The following is a 17,707-nucleotide window of genomic DNA, read 5'->3' as shown; positions in this document are numbered from 1 at the left end:
GTCCCGCGTGACGCACGCCCTGTTCGAGCCGATCACCATCCGCGACCTGACGGTCCGCAACCGCATCTGGGTCTCCCCGATGTGCCAGTACTCGGCCGAGGAGCAGGACGGCGTGCCGACCGCGTGGCACCTCGTCCACCTGGGCGGCTTCGCCAAGGGCGGTGCCGGTGCGGTGGTCGTCGAGGCGACCGGCGTGGTGCCGGAAGGTCGGATCAGCCCGCAGGACCTCGGGCTCTGGAACGACCAGCAGCGCGACGCCTTCAAGCCGATCGTCGACTTCCTGCACGCGCAGGGTGCTGCCGCCGGTGTCCAGCTCGCACACGCGGGCCGCAAGGCGTCGACGTTCCGCCCGTGGGAGTCCACGCACGGTTCGGTCCCCGCCGACCAGGGCGGCTGGTCCACCGTCGCCCCGTCCGCCGTGGCCTTCGACGGCTACGCGGTCCCGCGCGAGCTCGAGGCCGAGGACATCCGGGTCGTCGCGCTGGCGTTCGCGCAGTCCGCTCGCCGCGCCGTCGAGGCCGGGTTCGACCTGGTCGAGATCCACGCCGCCCACGGGTACCTGCTGCACCAGTTCCTCTCGCCGCTGAGCAACCACCGCGCGGACCAGTACGGCGGGTCGCTCGAGAACCGCGCCCGGGCACTGCTCGAGGTCCTCGACGCCGTCCGTGCCGAGGTCGGCGAGGGCTTCCCGATCGTCGTGCGGTTCTCGGCGACCGACTGGGTGGACGGCGGGCTCACGCTCGACGAGACCACGGAGGTCGCTCGGTGGGCTGCGGAGCACGGCGCGGACCTGGCTGACGTCTCGTCCGGCGGCAACGTCGCGAGCGCGCCGATCCCGGTCGGCCCCGGCTACCAGGTGCCGCACGCCGCGGCGATCAAGCGCGACGCCGGCATCGGCACCATCGCGGTCGGCATGATCTCCGAGGGCTTCCAGGCCGAGCAGATCGTCGCGACCGGACAGGCCGACGTGGTGATGGTGGGCCGCGAGTTCCTGCGCGACCCGGGGTTCCCGCTGCGCGTGGCCGTCGAGCTCGGCGTGACCGTCGACTACGAGCCGCAGCAGTACCACCGCGCGCGGGTCACGGCGTAGACGCGCGGCCTTCCTGAACGGATCCTCGGTCGGCCCCTCGGGCAGGCAGTACGATTGGCAGCACTGTGGACGATCCCCCGAATAGTTCTTCGCCTCACTCATCCGCCGCTCACTCGGTGAGCTGCACGTCATCCCCGTGCGCGGACGGGGGTGAATCATGAGTCCGATCGACATCGTCATGCTCGTCGGCGGCATCCTGCTGACACTCGGCACCGGCGTCTTCGTCGCGTCCGAGTTCGCGCTGGTCAACCTCGACCGCGCCGACGTCGAAGCCCGTCGCGACCGCGGTGAGCCGGGCCTGGCACCCGTCATCGGGGCGTTGAAGGTCACCTCGACGCACCTGTCGAGTGCGCAGCTCGGCATCACGCTGACCACGCTGCTCACCGGCTACCTGCTCGAGCCGTCCATCGCGAAGCTGCTCGAAGCGCCGTTCCTGGCGATGAACCTGCCCGAGGGCATCGTCGAGACCGTCGGATCGATCATCGCGCTCGTCATCGCGACCCTGCTGTCGATGATCCTCGGCGAGCTCGTGCCGAAGAACTTCGCGCTCGCGCTGCCGCTGCAGACCGCGAAGCTCGTCGTGCCGTTGCAGATCGCCTTCACGACCGTGTTCAAGCCGGCGGTCGCGGTGCTCAACGGCACCGCGAACGCCGTGCTGCGGTCGATCGGCATCGAGCCGCAAGAGGAACTGTCCGGTGCTCGCAGCGCCGAGGAGCTCACCTCGCTGCTCCGCCGTTCGGCGTCCGAGGGGTCGCTCGAGCAGGACACCGCGACGCTGCTCCAGCGGACGATCTCGTTCTCGGAGCTCAGCGCCAGCGACGTGATGACGCCGCGCCCGCGGCTCTCCACCATCCGGGTGTCCGAGTCCGCGCAGGACGTCATCGCCCTCGCCCGCAAGACCGGCTTCAGCCGCTTCCCCGTCATCGAGGAGGACGCGGACGACGTCGTCGGCATCGTGCACGTCAAGCAGGCCGTCGCCGTCCCCCGCGAGAAGCGCCCGGAGGTCCCCGTCGGAGCGCTCATGACCGACGCCGAACGCGTGCCCGAGACGATGCCGGGCGACACCCTGCTCGCCGAGGTCCGCGGCCGCGGCTACCAGATGGTCATCGTGGTCGACGAGTACGGCGGCACCGCCGGGGTCGTCACGCTCGAGGACCTCATCGAGGAGATCGTCGGCGAGGTCTCCGACGAGCACGACCGCGCGCGCATCGACGTGGTCCGTTCCCGCGACTGGCTGACCTTCCCCGGCCTGCTGCGTCCCGACGAGCTCGAGGACCGCGCCGGCGTGAAGGTGCCGGAGGACGGCCCGTACGAGACCGTCGGCGGCTTCCTCATGTCGACGCTCGGCCGCCTGCCCGTCGTCGGTGACGAGGTCCCGCTCGACAGCGGTGTCTTCCGGGTCGAACGTCTGGACGGCCGTCGGATCGACCGCATCCGCTGGACCCCGACGCCCCCGCCGACGGACACCGCGGCGACCGCCATCATCATCCCGGCCACGAAGACCGGCACCAAGACCGCGAAGCGGTCCGAGACGAAGGAGAGCACCCGATGAGCTCCGACTGGTGGGGGATCTTCTGGCTCTTCGTGCTGCTGCTCGGCAACGCGTACTTCGTCGCCGCCGAGTTCGCCGTCATCTCCGCCCGCCGCTCCCAGATCGAACCGCGCGCAGAAGAAGGCTCGAAGGCCGCGCAGATGACCCTGTGGGCCATGGAGCACGCCACCCGCATGCTCGCGACCACGCAGCTCGGCATCACGGTCTGCTCGCTGCTCATCCTGAACGTCTCCGAGCCGGCGATCCACCACCTGCTCGAGGTCCCGCTGCACCTGACGGGCTGGAGCGTCGAGGTCATCGGCACCGTGGCGTTCGTGGTCACGCTGCTGCTCGTCTCGTTCCTGCACGTGGTGTTCGGCGAGATGGTCCCGAAGAACATCTCGTTCTCGATGCCAGATCGCGCAGCGCTGCTGCTCGTGCCGACGCTCTGGTACATCGGCCACGGCCTGCACTGGGTCATCGTCGGCCTGAACGAGGTCGCGAACGCCGTGCTGCGCCTGTTCCGCGTCGAGCCCAAGGACGAAGCCGTCAGCGCCTTCACGGTGGAAGAGGTGCAGACCATCGTGGAGCAGTCCCGCCGCGAGGGCACCCTGACCGACGACGGCAAGCTCGCCCTGGCGTTCGAGTTCACCGAGAAGAAGGTCCGCGACGTCGCCGTGCCGATGGCCGAGCTCGTCACCCTGCCCGAGGACGCCACCCCGGCGGACGTCGAGCGTGCGGTGGCGCAGCGCGGGTTCTCGCGGTACGTGCTCGTCGGCGAGGACGGCTCCCCCACGGGCTACGTGCACGTGAAGGACGTCATCGACCTGCGGCCGGACGAGTTCGACGACCCGGTGCCGCCGAAGCGCATCCGCCAGCTCATCTCGCTCTACACGGAGATGGACCTGGAGGACGCCCTGGCCACCATGCGGGCCGCGGGCCGCCACGTCGCGCGGGCGTTCGACGCCGATGGCCGGACCCTCGGCGTGCTCTTCCTCGAGGACATCCTCGAGGAGCTCGTCGGCGAGGTCGAGGACGCGACCCGACGCCGGTAGCCGCACCGCCAGTTCCGCCGAAGCGACAGATTCCCGCGAACGTTCCGCAGGGATCTGTCGCTTTCGCGATGGCGGACGGGAGGCCCGTGGCGGTCTCGCCACGGGCCTCCCGTCCGCCCCGCGGCCGGCCGCGAGACCCGGCGTGAGCGACCGATCTCACGGTTGGCGCTACAGATTCGGTCGCCCAGCCCGAGACTCCGCACCGCCAGTTCCGCCAAAGCGACAGATTCCCGCGAACGTTCCGCAGGGATCTGTCGCTTTCGCGATGGCGGACGAGAGGCACGTGGCGGTCTCGCCACGGGCCTCCCGTCCGTTCGTGGTCGCGACCAGGGCCGCGCCCGCCGGCGCGCGCTACCAGCTGACGGGGAGCGGCTTGCCCTCTTCGTAGCCGGCGGCGGACTGGATGCCGACCAGAGCGCGCTCGGAGAACTCGGCGAGCGACGCGGCGCCCGCGTAGGTGGCGGAGCTCCGGACGCCCGTGGTGATCATGTCGATCAGGTCCTCGACGCTCGGACGCTCCGGGTCGAGGAAGATCGTCGACGACGAGATCCCCTCGGCGAAGAGCTCCTTGCGGGCCCGCTCGTACGGGTCGAGCCGCTCGAAGCGCTCGCGGACGGCCTTCGCGGACGCCATCCCCCAGCTCTCCTTGTAGGCCTTGCCGGCGGCGTCGCGACGGAGCACGCCCGGCGCTTCGAGGGTGCCGGCGAACCACGAGCCGATCATCACGGCCGAGGCGCCGGCCGCCAGTGCGAGCGCGACGTCGCGGGGGTACCGGACCCCGCCGTCGGCCCAGACGTGCGCGCCGAGGGACCGTGCGGCGGCGGCGGTCTCGAGGACGGCGGAGAACTGCGGCCGACCGACGGCGGTCATCATGCGCGTGGTGCACATGGCGCCGGGTCCGACACCGACCTTGATGATGTCCGCGCCCGCGTCGACGAGGTGGGCGACGGCGTCGGCGGTGACGACGTTGCCGGCGACGAGCGGGATGCCGAGCCGGAGCCCCGCGACGGTGCGGAGCGCGCGGAGCATGCTCTCCTGGTGGCCGTGCGCCGTGTCGAGCACGAGGACGTCGACCCCGGCGGCGGCGAGAGCCTGCGCCTTGGATGCGACGTCGCCGTTGATGCCGATCGCGGCCGCGACGCGCAGACGTCCCGAGGCGTCGACGGCCGGTGTGTAGATGTCGGAGCGGATGGCGCTGGTCCGGCTCGTGGTGCCGACGACCTTGCCGTGCCGCACGACGGGTGCGAAGTCGACCTCGGCGCCGCTCAGGACGTCGTAGACGTGGCGGGGCGTGCCGGCGTCCTCGGCGTCGATCGCGGTCGAGGCGCCGTGCAGCAGGTCGCCGAGCGTCGCGTCGGGACCGGCGTCGCCGAGCCGGCTGGCGGGGACGCACCCGAGGTACTCCCCGGCGGCGTCGCGGACCACCACGCCCCGACCGGCGACGGGCAGCAGCTGCTCGAGCGCCTCGGCGACGGTGGTGGACGAGCCCATGTCGTAGGCGGTGTCGTAGTCGACCGGCTGGTCCTTCACCCAGCGGATCGCGGCGTCGAGGTCCTGCAGGTGCATGTCCTGCGGCAGGACGCCGAGGCCCCCGCGCCGGGCCAGGGTCGCGGCGAGGCGCGGACCCGTGACCGAGTTCATGTTGGCGCTCACGATCGGGATCGTCGCACCGCTGCCGTCGTTCGACGCGAGGTCGACGTCGAAGCGGCTCGTCACGCCGGATCGGCTCGGGACGAGGAAGACGTCGGAGTAGGTCAGGTCGTGTGTCGGCCGCGTCTCGTAGAACCTCATGGGCCCCACTGTACGGCTCCGCCCGGAGGCCGGACCGGGCCCCGACTCGCGCCACGGCTGACACCGAACGGACATGTGCGAGCGGCTAGGCTTGGCACCTGTGCGGGGCAGGGTTGCACCGCACGACACACACGAGCATCTATCGACGGAGAGTGGGCGATCGGCTGTGTCGAGCCATCTGACCGGAACGGACGAGACCGCGGGCGAATTCGGGGCGAACGAGTGGCTCGTCGACGAGCTCTACGAGCAGTTCGTCGCGGACAAGGAGTCGGTCGACAAGTCCTGGTGGCCGGTCCTCGAGAGCTACCACCGCACGCAGGTCGGCGGCGCTCCGGCAGCTGACCAGCAGTCCTCGACGCCCGCGCAGTCGACCACGCAGCAGCCCGCGACCGGTGACGCGACGGCCCCGCAGCAGGCGGCAGCGCAGCAGGCGTCGGCGCAGGGTGGTCCGATCCAGGCGAAGACCACGTCGCGCCAGCCGACCCCGCCGCCGATCCCGGCCGAGGCCAACGACGCCGCCGACGACCACGAGGAGACCCACGAGGACGTGGCGACCCCGCTCCGGGGCATGGCGAAGACCCTGGCGTCGAACATGGACGCCTCGCTGACCGTCCCGACGGCCACGAGCGTCCGGACGATCCCGGCGAAGCTGATGATCGACAACCGGATCGTCATCAACAACCACCTGCGCCGTGCCCGCGGCGGCAAGATCTCCTTCACCCACCTCATCGGGTGGGCGATGGTGCAGGCGCTCAAGGACTTCCCGAGCCAGAACGTGTTCTACGAGGAGCGCGACGGCAAGCCGTTCGTCGTCGCCCCGGCGCACGTGGGCCTCGGCATCGCGATCGACGTCCCGAAGAAGGACGGCACCCGGTCGCTCCTCGTGCCGAGCATCAAGCGTGCGGAGACCCTGACCTTCGGCCAGTTCCTGTCGGCCTACGAAGACCTCGTCAAGCGGGCCCGCGACAACAAGCTGACGCCGGCCGACTTCCAGGGCACCACGATCTCGCTCACGAACCCGGGCGGCATCGGCACCGTGCACTCGGTCCCCCGCCTGACCAAGGGGCAGGGCGCGATCATCGGCGCCGGAGCCCTCGAGTACCCGGCGCAGTTCCAGGGCTCGGCCTCGAAGACCCTCGTCGAGCTCGGCATCGGCAAGACCATCACCCTGACGAGCACCTACGACCACCGGGTGATCCAGGGCGCCGGCTCGGGCGAGTACCTCAAGCACGTGCACGAACGCCTCATCGGCGAGCACGGCTTCTACGACGGCATCTTCGCGGCGCTCCGGATCCCGTACAAGCCGATCCAGTGGGCGAACGACATCAACGTCGACCTGGCACACCGGGTCAACAAGACCGCACGCGTGCAGGAGCTCATCAACAGCTACCGCGTCCGCGGGCACCTGATGGCCGACATCGACCCGCTCGAGTACCGCCAGCGCACGCACCCCGACCTCGAGATCGAGAGCCACGGGCTGACGTTCTGGGACCTCGACCGCGAGTTCGTCACGGGCGGGCTGGCCGGCACGACGAGTGCTCCGCTGCGCGACGTCCTCGGGATCCTGCGCGACGCCTACTGCCGCACCGTCGGCATCGAGTACATGCACATCCAGGACCCGGAGCAGCGCCGCTGGGTGCAGGAACGCATCGAGGTCCCCTACTCGAAGCCGTCGAAGGACGAGCAGCTGCGCGTCCTCGGCAAGCTCAACGAGGCCGAGGCGTTCGAGACCTTCCTGCAGACCAAGTACGTCGGGCAGAAGCGCTTCTCGCTCGAGGGCGGCGAGTCCACCATCGCCTTCCTCGACACGCTCATCCAGCACGCCGCCGGTGTCGGCCTTGCCGAGGTCGCGATCGGCATGGCCCACCGCGGTCGCTTGAACGTCCTGACGAACATCGCCGGCAAGACCTACGGCCAGATCTTCCGTGAGTTCGAGGGCTCGTCCCTGCCGGGCTCGGTGTCCGGTCAGGGTTCCGGCGACGTGAAGTACCACGTCGGCACCGAGGGGCTGTTCCGCACCTCGGACGGCTCGAGCATCCCCGTGACGATCGCGGCGAACCCGTCCCACCTCGAGGCCGTCGACGGCGTGCTCGAGGGCATCGTCCGGGCCAAGCAGGACAAGCAGGGCCCCGGTTCGACGAACGTCCTACCGGTGCTCGTGCACGGCGACGCGGCGATGGCCGGTCAGGGCGTGGTCGTCGAGACGCTGCAGATGTCGCAGCTCCGCGGCTACCGCACGGGCGGCACCGTGCACCTGGTCATCAACAACCAGGTCGGGTTCACCACCCCGCCCGAGTCGGCGCGCAGCTCGGTGTACTCCACCGACGTCGCCAAGACGATCCAGGCGCCGATCTTCCACGTGAACGGCGACGACCCCGAAGCCGTCGCACGCGTCGCCGACCTGGCGTTCGCGTACCGCGAGGCGTTCCACCGTGACGTCGTCATCGACCTCATCTGCTACCGCCGCCGTGGCCACAACGAGGGCGACGACCCCTCGATGACCCAGCCGCTCATGTACAACCTGATCGAGGCGAAGCGGTCCGTCCGCACGCTGTACACCGAGGCCCTCGTCGGCCGCGGTGACATCACGCAGGAAGAGTACGACGAGGCCCACCGCGACTTCCAGGACCGCCTGGAGCGGGCCTTCGCCGAGACGCACGAGGCGCAGACCGGCACCATCCCGGTGATCCAGGTCGACGACGACGGTGCCGTGCAGGGGCTCGAACGCCCGGCGGCGCAGCAGGACGACACCGAGGTCGAGGTCCGCGAGACCGCAGTGTCCGAAGAGCTCGTCCGCTCCATCGGTGACGCGCACAGCAACCCGCCCGCCGGCTTCTCGATCCACCCGAAGCTGCAGCAGTTGCTGTCGAAGCGCACCGACATGACGCGCAACGGCGGTGTGGACTGGGCGATGGCCGAGCTCATGGCGATCGGGTCGCTGCTGGTGGAGGGCAAGCCCGTCCGGTTCGCCGGCCAGGACGCCCGCCGCGGCACCTTCGTCCAGCGCCAGGCGGTGTTCCACGACCGGTCGAACGGCCAGGAGTGGCTGCCGCTGTCGAACCTCACCGAGGACCAGGCCCGGTTCACCATCTACGACTCGCTGCTCAGCGAGTACGCGGCGATGGCGTTCGAGTACGGCTACTCGGTCGAGCGGCCCGAGGCACTCGTGCTGTGGGAGGCGCAGTTCGGCGACTTCGCGAACGGTGCCCAGACCGTCATCGACGAATTCATCTCGTCGGCCGAGCAGAAGTGGGGACAGCGCTCCGGCCTCGTCCTGCTGCTGCCGCATGGCTACGAGGGCCAGGGACCGGACCACTCGTCCGCCCGCATCGAGCGCTACCTGCAGCTGTGCGCCGAGGACAACATGGTCGTCGCCCGCCCGTCCACTCCGGCGTCGTACTTCCACCTGCTGCGCCGCCAGGCGTGGGAGCGTCCGCAGAAGCCGCTGATCGTGTTCTCCCCGAAGGCCATGCTCCGCCTGCGCCAGGCGACGAGCGCGGTCGAGGCCTTCACGAACGGCACCTTCCAGGAAGTGATCGACGACGACCGCGTGGCCGACAAGGCGACGGTGCGTCGCGTGGTCCTGCACTCCGGCAAGGTGCACCACGACCTGCGCGCCGAGGTGGACAAGCGCGGGGTCACCGACGTCGCCCTCGTCCGGCTCGAGCAGCTCGCGCCGCTCCCCCTCGAGCGCATCCTCGAGGTGCTGGCGAGCTACCCGGACGCCGACGTCGTGTGGGCGCAGGAGGAGCCGGAGAACCAGGGCGCCTGGCCGTTCGTCTGCATGAACCTGTCGCCGCACCTCGACGGTCGACCGCTGTCGGTCGCCGCCCGTGCCGCGAGTGCCGCGCCGGCCACCGGGTCGTCGAAGCGCTCCGCGCAGGAAGCCACCGAGGTCATCGAGAAGGCGCTCGGCTAGACCCCACGCCGGGGTGCGCTACGCGATCTTCGTGTAGCGCACACCCGCGTCGTGGTACCCGCGCTTCTGGTAGAACCGGTGCGCGCTGTCCGTCGCGGCCGCACTGACGGCGCTCAGGCGACGCGCGCCCTGCTCGACGGCCCACGCTTCGAAGGTGCCGATGAGCGCCGAACCGGTGCCGAGCCTCCTGGCCGTGTCGTCGACCACCAGCAGCAGGAGCTGCGCCGTCGGCTCGTCGCTCGCGTACGCCCAGGTGACCTGCGCGCCGGCGACGGCGACCGCGCGACCGTCGTCGCCACGCACCACCCAGGTGCGGTGTCCGGCCTCGGGCGTGAGCCGCTCGAGGCGTGCGCGCATCGCCGCGTCGTCGACCTCGTGGCCGAGCAGGCGGACGAGGGCAGCGACGTCGGAGACGTCCGTGTCGGACCAGGTGGTGATCGACTCGACGAGGAGGGTCATGTCCGTGACACTACCGACCCGACCCGCCGTGTGACGACGGAGCCGCGGACCTCAGTGGGTCGACTGCTCCAGCCGGATGCGCGCGAGGATCTCGCCGCGCAGTTCTTCCGGAGCGGTCTCCTTGCACGCGCGGCGCACGGTCTCGATCAGGACGACGCCGACGCGGTGTTCGGTCGTGCAGTCCTCGCAGTCGTCCATGTGCTCACGGATGTCCGCCGCGTCCTCGCGGCAGAGCTCCCCGTGCAGGAACTCCTCGAGCTCGGCCTTCGCCTTGGAGCAGTCGCAGCCGCTCATCGTGCTTCCTTCCCATCGACGCGACCCTCGGTCGCGGCAGTCTTCCGACCTCGTCCGCGCATCGTCGCCGTCGACGCTGCGTCCGGGACGATGCCGGTCTCACGGGCGTGGTCCGCCAAGAGCCCCCGGAGGAGCCGGCGACCACGGTGCAGACGGCTCATGACCGTCCCCACGGGGGTCTTCATGATGTCGGCGATCTCCTGGTACGAGAAGCCCTCGACATCGGCGAAGTACACGGCCATCCGGAAGTCCTCGGGGATGGCCTGCAGGGCGTCCTTGACGGCGGACGACGGCAGGTGGTCGATCGCGTCGGCCTCGGCGGACCGTGCGGAGATCGACTGGGTGACGCTCTCGGCGCCGCCGAGCTGCCAGTCCTCGAGCTCGTCGATGGTGCCCTGGTACGGGTTCCGCTGGTTCTTGCGGTACGTGTTGATGAACGTGTTCGTCAGGATCCGGTACAGCCAGGCCTTCAGGTTCGTGCCCTGCTTGAACTGGCGGAACGCGGCGAACGCCTTGACGAAGGTCTCCTGCACCAGGTCCGAGGCGTCGGCCGGGTTGCGGGTCATCCGCATCGCCGCGCCGTACAGCTGGTCCATGAAGGGCAGTGCCTGGGTCTCGAAGAGGGCGCGGAGTTCGTCGGCCGACACGGTCTTGGCGTCGACGAAGGACTCGTCGTCCGCTTCTTCCGCCTCGACCGCGTCGAGCTGCTCCTCGGTCTCCTCGACCAGGTCGTGCGGTGCTGCCTGCGGCTCGTCGGTCGTCATCGCGGGCCAGTCTAGAGCGAGCGACGTGGACACGCCGGGCAGGCGCGTCCGCGAGGGTGCGAGTGCTGTCGCCAAGGGTCCTCCCGATCGTTTCAGTAGTCTTGTGAACCGATGGCAGACACGACGCATTCCCAGAGCGGTGCACAGGCCGCCGCGGACCCAGCCCCCTGGATCGCCCCGCTCGCGCGCGGTCCCCTGCGTGGCGACGTCGCGCTGCCCGGCTCGAAGTCGCTGACGAACCGCGAGCTCGTGCTCGCCGCCCTCGCCGACGGCCCCTCCGTCATCCGCCTGCCGCTGCACTCGCGCGACTCGGCGCTCATGATCGCGGCGCTCCGGCAGCTCGGCGTCGGGATCGACGAGGTCGAGCCGGTACCGGGCACGCAGCCGAACCCCTACGGGCCCGACCTCCGGATCACCCCGGCACCGATGCACGGCGACGTCCGCGTCGACTGCGGCCTCGCCGGCACCGTGATGCGGTTCCTGCCGCCGCTGGCCGCCCTGGCGGTCGGCCCGGTCGTCGTCGACGGCGACCCCTACGCCCGCAAGCGTCCGATGCACGCGATCATCGGGGCGCTCGTCGACCTGGGCGTCGACGTCACCGACGACGGCGACGGCTCGATGCCGTTCGCGTTCACCGGCACCGGGTCGGTGCGCGGTGGCGCCCTGTCGATCGATGCATCGGCGTCGTCGCAGTTCGTGTCGGGCCTGCTGCTCTCCGCGCCGCGCTTCGACGAGGGCCTGCACCTCACCCACGTCGGGGAGCGCCTGCCGAGCCTGCCGCACATCGAGATGACCGTCGCCGCGCTCCGTGCCCGCGGCGTGACCGTCGACGAACCCGCGGTCGGCGAGTGGGTCGTCCACCCCGGTCCGATCGCCGCGCGCGACGTCACCATCGAGCCCGACCTGTCGAACGCCGCGCCGTTCGCGGTCGCCGCGCTCGTCGCCGGCGGCACCGTCCGCATCCGCACCTGGCCGCGCGAGACCACGCAGGTCGGCGCCGACCTCGAGACGCTCCTGCCCCTGTGGGGCGCGACCGTGGCCCGAGACGGCGACGACCTGGTCGTCGACGGCGGCGTCGGGATCCGGGGCGGGGCCTCCTTGCCGGGTCTCGACCTGGACCTCAGCCGCGGCGGTGAACTCGCACCGGCGCTCGTCGCGCTGGCCGCGCTGGCCGGCGGGCCGACCGAGATCACCGGGATCGGCCACCTGCGTGGGCACGAGACGGATCGTCTCGCCGCGCTCGCGGCGGACGTGAACCGGTCGGGAGGCGCGGTGCACGAACTCGACGACGGCCTGCGCATCGAGCCTGCCGCGCTCCACGGCGGCGACTGGGCCGCGTACGACGACCACCGGATGGCGACGGCCGGCGCCGTCGTGGGCCTCGTCGTCGACGGCGTCGCCGTCGACGACATCGGGTGCACGGCCAAGACGCTGCCGCAGTTCCCCGAGCTGTGGGCGGCGTTGGTCTCGACCGGGGACGCGGGGGCCTGACGCATGAGCTGGTGGGACGACGTCGACGGTGACGACTCCGACGCGGACGAACCGTACGGACAGTACGACGAGTCGAGCGTGCGGGTGCGTCCGAACCCGAAGGGCAACCGGCCCCGCACGAAGACCCGGCCGACGTACGACGACGCGCCTGTGGGGTGGGTCACGAACGTCGACCGTGGGCGCTTCGGCGTGCTGGTGGGGACGGGCTCCGGCTCCGATTCCGGATCCGAGCACGTCATCACGGCGACGAAGGCCCGCGAGCTCGGCAAGAAGTCGGTCGTCACCGGCGACCACGTGTCACTCGTCGGCGACGTCTCGGGTGACCCCGGGTCACTGGCGCGCATCGTGAAGGTCGCCGAGCGCACCACGCTGCTCCGCCGCAGTGCCGACGACTCCGACGAGGTCGAGCGCGTCATCGTGGCGAACGCCGACCAGATGCTCATCGTCGTGGCGGCCGCCGACCCCGAGCCCCGCACCCGGCTCATCGACCGGTACCTGGTCGCCGCGTTCGACGCCGGGCTCGACCCGATCCTCTGCATCACGAAGACCGACCTCGCCGACCCGGCACCGTTCCTGGCGCACTTCGCGTGCCTCTCCTTGCGGATCGTGACGAGCCGGTCCGACGACGTCCCGTTCGAGGCCCTGCACGACCTGCTCGACGACAAGGTCACCGTGACCGTGGGGCACTCCGGTGTCGGCAAGTCGACGCTCGTGAACGCCCTGACCGGGTCGACCCGGGCGATCGGCGTCGTGAACTCGGTGACCGGGCGCGGGCGGCACACCTCGTCGTCGTCGATCGCGCTGCGGGTCCGTGACGGCGGGTGGATCATCGACACCCCCGGCGTGCGGTCGTTCGGCCTCGGGCACGTCGATCCCGCGAACGTGTTCCGCGCGTTCGCCTCGCACGCGATCCCGGTGCGCCCCGCGCGGGACGGCATCCCCCTGGCGCAGGCGCACGACTGGGAGATCGTCGACCGGGTGCAGGACGGCGAGCTCGGTGCCACCGGCGTCGAACGGCTCGACTCGTTCCGCGCGCTCCTGACGGGCATGGGCGCCTCCGACCCCGGCCTGGAGTAGCCCGCGGCGCGCTCCCGCGCCCGCGCCCTGTCGCGCCCGCGCCCGTCGGCGTGCGCCGATGGGTCACGAACTGTCGCCTGACGGAGCTGCATTCAACGGTTCGTGGCCGCTCGAGCTCCGACGCACGGCACGTCGTGACCACTCCGGCGCCCCGACCCGCCCCGTCGAGGTTCCGAAATCTGCACATCTCGGCGGTGGTTCGGGCCGTTCGTGGAACCTCGGCGAACCGCGCGCGGCATGTTGTGGAACCTCGGCGGAGAGCGCTCGGGCGTGGCACCTCGTCCCACCGCGCCCGGCCCGACCGCACCCCCACCCAGCACGCGTCGACAAGTGTGCAGCGGTGTTGTACAGTGGACCCTCGTGTCTGAAGTTGCAAAGTACAACTTTGCGCCGACCCCCGCCGTCGACGCCCCGTCCTCGAGCACGACAACGACGTCGCACGCGCACCACTCCCCCACCCACAAGTCCTCCCGAGCACCGCGACCGCAGCGGACCGACAGCGCCCTACGCCCGGCCGGCCTCGGACGGGTGCTCCTGACCTTCGCCACGCACATCCTCGTGCCGCTGTTCCTCGCCGCCGGGATGGGCCTGGCGTACCTCGGTGCCTTCCACGCCCCCGCGCCGAAGGAACTGCCGGTCGGCATCGTCGGGCAGGCCGCCGCCACCCAGGTGTTCGCGCAGACCGTCACCGACGAGTCCGACGGCGCCCTCGTCGCCCACGTCGTCGCGTCGACCAAGGACGCCGAGCGGCAGATCCGCGACCGCGACCTGGCCGCCGTGTACGCCCCGACCACCACGGGCGCGACGCTCTACGTCTCGACCGCGGCATCGGAGACGACCGCGAGCGCCGCGCAGAAGGTCTTCCTGCCGATCGCCTACGAACAGCACGTGCCGTTCCGGGTCGTCGACGTCGTCCCCACGGGCGAGCAGGACAGCACCGGGCAGGGGCTGTTCTTCCTGCTCGTCGCCCTGAGCGTCGGCGGCTACGCATCGGCCATCGCTGTGGCGTCCGTCGCGACGAAGCTCCGCGCGGTGTGGACCGCGGTGGTCGGCCTCGCCACCGCCGGGGTCGTCGCCGGCATCGGCATCATCGTCGCCGGCCCGATCTACGGCGTCACCACCACGCACCACTGGCAGGTGTTCCTGTTCGCCTGGCTGTACGACGCGATCATCGTCGCGATCGGCGTCGGTCTGCACCCGGTCCTCGGGCGGTGGACGACGCCCGTGCTCACGATGCTGTTCGTGATGCTCAACTTCACGTCGTCCGGCGGCATCTTCCAGGCGTCGTTCGTGCCCGGGTTCTTCTCGGCACTCCACTCCTTCTGGAGCGGCGCCGCGTGGCTGCAGGCGGCACAGGACCTGCAGTACTTCCCGGACGCCTCGCTCGGCCGGTCGTCCCTGGTGCTCGCGCTCTGGCTCGCCGCAGCCGTCCTGCTCTGCGTGGTCGTGCACGGTCTCGTCGCCCGCCGCACCCGCATCGCCCGCGAGCGTGAGGTCACCCGGCTCGAAGAGGAAGAGGTCGTCGCCGCGTAGCCCCGCTACGCTCGACCCGTGGACCTCAGCGCCGACCTGGACTTCGCCCGCTCGCTCGCCGACATCGCCGACACGATCAGCCTCGAGCGGTTCCGCGCCGCCGACCTGCACGTGTCGAAGAAGGCCGACAGCACGCACGTGACCGACGCCGACCAGGCCGTCGAACACGCCCTGCGCGAGCGGATCGCGACGGAACGCCCCGACGACGCGTTCCTCGGCGAGGAGACCACGGCGGACACCGGTGCCGAGGCGACCAGCGAGGGGCACCGTCAGTGGGTCATCGACCCGATCGACGGCACCGCGAACTACCTGCGCGGCGTGCCGGTGTGGGCGACGCTCATCGCCCTGGCGGTCGACGGCCGCCCCGTGCTCGGCGTCGTGAGCGCCCCCGCGCTCGGCAAGCGCTGGTGGGCGGCCGAGGGCCTCGGCGCGCACTCGTTCGACGGCGACCTCCGCGTCTCCGGTGTCGCGGACCTGTCCGACGCGAGCCTGAGCTACAACAGCATCCAGCAGTGGGACGACGACGACCGGCTCGAGTCCCTCGTCGACCTGTCCCGCAAGGTCTGGCGGACGCGCGCCTACGGCGACATGTGGTCGTACATGCTGGTCGCCGAGGGGGTCATCGACATCGCGGGCGAACCCGACCTGAAGCCGTGGGACATCGCGGCCCTCGTGCCCATCGTGGAGGAAGCCGGCGGGCGCTTCAGTTCGCTCGACGGCGACCCCGGGGCCTGGCACGGCAGTGCACTCGCGACGAACGGCCTGGTGCACGACGCCGTCGTCGAGGTCATCCGCCGCTAGCACGACCCCGAACGACACGCTCGACGTCGGATGACGTCGCGGGTGTCGTTCCGAGTCGATCAGGCGGCCGCAGCCGCCGCCTCACGCCGAGCCGCACGCCGCCGCACCATAAGGTCCCCGACCGCCAGCACGAGCGCGAGGGCCATCAGCGAGACCGTGAACGTCGTGCCGCTCCGGAACGCGTCGTGGTACGCATCGAGCCGACTCCCGCCGGAGTCGCCGGCAGCAGCACCCCGCACGATCCCGTAAAAGATGCTCGTCGCCACCGCGGTCCCGATCGCGGTCCCGACGCGCTGCCCGAGCTGCTGCATCGACCCGGCGACCCCGGACTGCTCCACGGGGATCTCGGCCAGGGTGAGCGTCTGGTTCGGCGACACCACGAACCCGCCGCCGAGCCCGCCGACCAGGAACGCCCCGGCCATCGCCCACGGCGTGACCTCCGGCGGGGTCAGCACCGCGGCGAGCATGAGGAGCACGAAGCCGACGACGACCATGAACAGCCCGAAGACCACCAGGGCCCGTCCGACCCGGTCGACGATCCGTCCGCCGATGTAGGACCCCACGGCGCTCGTGGCCGCGAACGGGATGCTCACCATGCCGGCGAACAGCGGTGACAGCCCGAGCCCCTCCTGCAGGAACAGCGTCACCATCAGGAAGGACGCCGGGATCGCCGCGAAGTAGACGGCCACGATCGACAGCCCGTTGCGGTACGACGACAGCCGGAACAGCTCGAAGTGCACCACCGGTGACTTGCCCTGCTGCTTGTACCGGACCTCCCAGAGCACGAACAGACCGAGGAACACGACGAAGGCGATCAGCCAGAGCCACCGGGCACCGGAGTCGCCGGCACCCGTGGTGAGCACGAACGGCAGCATCAGCGTGATGATGGCGGCGCCGAGCAGCAGGATGCCGACGATGTCCAGCTCGCGGTCCTTCGCCTGTCCCTGCGCCCCCTTGGGCAGCAGCCGCATCGCGAAGAACAGCGCGACGAGTCCGAGCGGCACGTTCATCCAGAACAGCAGCCGCCACCCGTTCTCCTCGCCGCCGATCGCGATGAGGCCACCGCCGATCGTCGGGCCGAGCGCCGTCGAGATGCCGATCATGGCGCCGAACAGCCCGAAGGCCCGTCCGCGCTCCGGGCCCCGGAACAACTGCTGCACGAGCCCGATCACCTGCGGCATCTGGGTGCCGGCGGCGAAGCCCTGCAGGATCCGCGTGACCATGAGCACCTCGATGGTCGGCGCCACGGCGCAGAGCAGGCTCGACACGGTGAACGCCACGAGTCCGATGATGAACAGGGCACGGCGGCTCTTCAGGTCGCCGAGCCGGCCGGCGGGCACGAGGGCGAGGCCGAACGCCAGCGCGTACCCCGCCACGATGAGCTGCAGCGACGAGCTGGTGGCGCCGAGGGACTTCTCGATCGACGGCAGACCGACGTTGACCTTCGACAGGTCGAGGATCGTCAGGGCGGCCACCGCGACGCACACGGCGAAGGCCCTCCAACGCGTGCGGTCGTCGAGGCGGGCGTCGGTCGGGTCAGCGCTGGACATCACCATCGTTCGTACACCGACCGGCCTCCGGGCGGGCGAGACCCACCCCCCGGGTGGGTGACACCCCCTCGTCGTGGCCCCCCGGACTGGGGGCACCGTTGCCGGATACGCGGTGCGCGGGGCGGCTCAGATGGTCAGGACCTGAGTTATCGTGCTCGTACGGAAGGTCACGCAAGCACCTGGATTCCCTAGATCCGAGTGCACGTGCAAGGCCTCCCGTGTTCGTCCGAAGACCCTAACCCGAGGGGTGATACAGACGATGACATCATCGTTCCCGAGCGGAACCGAGTGCACCCTCACTCGTCGACCGCATTCAATCCACGACAGCTCCGGCGCGCGCGCAGTCGCCGCC

At 70.8% G+C, this 17,707-nt stretch carries 13 protein-coding genes; 8 read left to right on the top strand and 5 right to left on the bottom strand.

What is annotated here, in order from left to right; translation table 11 throughout:
* Window positions 1–7 precede the first annotated feature (7 nt).
* The 3 genes from M4960_RS00350 to M4960_RS00340 all read left to right on the top strand — a co-directional run bounded on the left by M4960_RS00350 (window position 8) and on the right by M4960_RS00340 (window position 3,676).
* A complete protein-coding gene (locus tag M4960_RS00350; protein WP_248703200.1) occupies window positions 8–1,090 on the top strand; it encodes an NADH:flavin oxidoreductase/NADH oxidase in 1,083 nt (360 codons plus the stop codon).
* Window positions 1,091–1,247: 157 nt separating this feature from the next.
* Entirely contained in the window at window positions 1,248–2,642 is a 1,395-nt protein-coding gene (locus tag M4960_RS00345; protein WP_123294217.1) for a hemolysin family protein, read from the top strand.
* Window positions 2,639–3,676, top strand: a complete 1,038-nt coding sequence (locus tag M4960_RS00340; protein ID WP_123294216.1) for a hemolysin family protein — start codon at window positions 2,639–2,641, stop codon at window positions 3,674–3,676. Before M4960_RS00345 ends, M4960_RS00340 begins: the two co-directional genes overlap by 4 nt.
* 351 nt (window positions 3,677–4,027) lie before the next feature.
* Here M4960_RS00340 and M4960_RS00335 read toward each other — a convergent pair whose 3' ends face one another.
* Complete coding sequence (locus tag M4960_RS00335) at window positions 4,028–5,467, bottom strand: GuaB1 family IMP dehydrogenase-related protein (RefSeq protein ID WP_248703199.1); 1,440 nt, start codon at window positions 5,465–5,467, stop codon at window positions 4,028–4,030.
* A 166-nt stretch (window positions 5,468–5,633) separates the two neighbouring features.
* Between M4960_RS00335 and M4960_RS00330 the strand changes: the two genes are divergently transcribed.
* Entirely contained in the window at window positions 5,634–9,386 is a 3,753-nt protein-coding gene (locus M4960_RS00330; RefSeq protein ID WP_248703198.1) for a multifunctional oxoglutarate decarboxylase/oxoglutarate dehydrogenase thiamine pyrophosphate-binding subunit/dihydrolipoyllysine-residue succinyltransferase subunit, read from the top strand.
* An 18-nt stretch (window positions 9,387–9,404) separates the two neighbouring features.
* Here the strand turns inward: M4960_RS00330 and M4960_RS00325 are convergent, their stop codons facing one another.
* The 3 genes from M4960_RS00325 to M4960_RS00315 are packed head-to-tail and all read right to left on the bottom strand — an operon-like array spanning window position 9,405 to window position 10,903.
* Window positions 9,405–9,845, bottom strand: a complete 441-nt coding sequence (locus M4960_RS00325) for a GNAT family N-acetyltransferase (protein WP_123294768.1) — start codon at window positions 9,843–9,845, stop codon at window positions 9,405–9,407.
* Between the two features lie 51 nt (window positions 9,846–9,896).
* Window positions 9,897–10,139, bottom strand: a complete 243-nt coding sequence (locus tag M4960_RS00320) for a zf-HC2 domain-containing protein (RefSeq protein WP_111086426.1) — start codon at window positions 10,137–10,139, stop codon at window positions 9,897–9,899.
* Complete coding sequence (locus M4960_RS00315) at window positions 10,136–10,903, bottom strand: sigma-70 family RNA polymerase sigma factor (protein ID WP_123294769.1); 768 nt, start codon at window positions 10,901–10,903, stop codon at window positions 10,136–10,138. Before M4960_RS00315 ends, M4960_RS00320 begins: the two co-directional genes overlap by 4 nt.
* 111 nt (window positions 10,904–11,014) lie before the next feature.
* On the opposite strand from M4960_RS00315, the gene aroA reads away from it, so the two are divergent.
* From aroA to hisN, 4 genes are all read left to right on the top strand, one after another.
* The gene (aroA, locus tag M4960_RS00310) at window positions 11,015–12,394 is read left to right on the top strand and encodes a 3-phosphoshikimate 1-carboxyvinyltransferase (RefSeq protein WP_248703197.1); all 1,380 of its coding nucleotides are present in this window, start codon (window positions 11,015–11,017) and stop codon (window positions 12,392–12,394) included.
* A 3-nt stretch (window positions 12,395–12,397) separates the two neighbouring features.
* A complete protein-coding gene (rsgA, locus tag M4960_RS00305; RefSeq protein ID WP_248703196.1) occupies window positions 12,398–13,471 on the top strand; it encodes a ribosome small subunit-dependent GTPase A in 1,074 nt (357 codons plus the stop codon).
* A gap of 360 nt (window positions 13,472–13,831) precedes the next feature.
* The gene (locus tag M4960_RS00300; RefSeq protein ID WP_248703195.1) at window positions 13,832–15,004 is read left to right on the top strand and encodes a hypothetical protein; all 1,173 of its coding nucleotides are present in this window, start codon (window positions 13,832–13,834) and stop codon (window positions 15,002–15,004) included.
* A gap of 18 nt (window positions 15,005–15,022) precedes the next feature.
* Window positions 15,023–15,805, top strand: a complete 783-nt coding sequence (gene hisN, locus M4960_RS00295) for a histidinol-phosphatase (RefSeq protein ID WP_123294773.1) — start codon at window positions 15,023–15,025, stop codon at window positions 15,803–15,805.
* Between the two features lie 59 nt (window positions 15,806–15,864).
* Here hisN and M4960_RS00290 read toward each other — a convergent pair whose 3' ends face one another.
* Window positions 15,865–17,355: an MFS transporter gene (locus tag M4960_RS00290; protein WP_248703194.1), complete on the bottom strand. Its 1,491-nt coding sequence runs from the start codon at window positions 17,353–17,355 to the stop codon at window positions 15,865–15,867.
* Window positions 17,356–17,707: the final 352 nt, after the last annotated feature.

Origin of the sequence: Curtobacterium sp. MWU13-2055 (assembly GCF_023242305.1) — a bacterium.
GTDB lineage: Bacteria > Actinomycetota > Actinomycetes > Actinomycetales > Microbacteriaceae > Curtobacterium.
The sequence above is the reverse complement of the archived record's forward strand: the minus strand, read 5'-3'. Positions and strand labels throughout refer to the sequence as shown.

What these genes read in the sequence shown, in the direction of transcription:
- rsgA (WP_248703196.1), top strand. Translation starts at nt 12,398, where the DNA reads ATGAGCTGGTGGGACGACGTCGACGGTGACGACTCCGACGCGGACGAA.
- aroA (WP_248703197.1), top strand. Translation starts at nt 11,015, where the DNA reads ATGGCAGACACGACGCATTCCCAGAGCGGTGCACAGGCCGCCGCGGAC.
- M4960_RS00325 (WP_123294768.1), bottom strand. Translation starts at nt 9,845, where the DNA reads ATGACCCTCCTCGTCGAGTCGATCACCACCTGGTCCGACACGGACGTC.
- M4960_RS00340 (WP_123294216.1), top strand. Translation starts at nt 2,639, where the DNA reads ATGAGCTCCGACTGGTGGGGGATCTTCTGGCTCTTCGTGCTGCTGCTC.
- M4960_RS00320 (WP_111086426.1), bottom strand. Translation starts at nt 10,139, where the DNA reads ATGAGCGGCTGCGACTGCTCCAAGGCGAAGGCCGAGCTCGAGGAGTTC.
- M4960_RS00335 (WP_248703199.1), bottom strand. Translation starts at nt 5,467, where the DNA reads ATGAGGTTCTACGAGACGCGGCCGACACACGACCTGACCTACTCCGAC.
- M4960_RS00345 (WP_123294217.1), top strand. Translation starts at nt 1,248, where the DNA reads ATGAGTCCGATCGACATCGTCATGCTCGTCGGCGGCATCCTGCTGACA.
- M4960_RS00290 (WP_248703194.1), bottom strand. Translation starts at nt 17,355, where the DNA reads ATGTCCAGCGCTGACCCGACCGACGCCCGCCTCGACGACCGCACGCGT.
- M4960_RS00315 (WP_123294769.1), bottom strand. Translation starts at nt 10,903, where the DNA reads ATGACGACCGACGAGCCGCAGGCAGCACCGCACGACCTGGTCGAGGAG.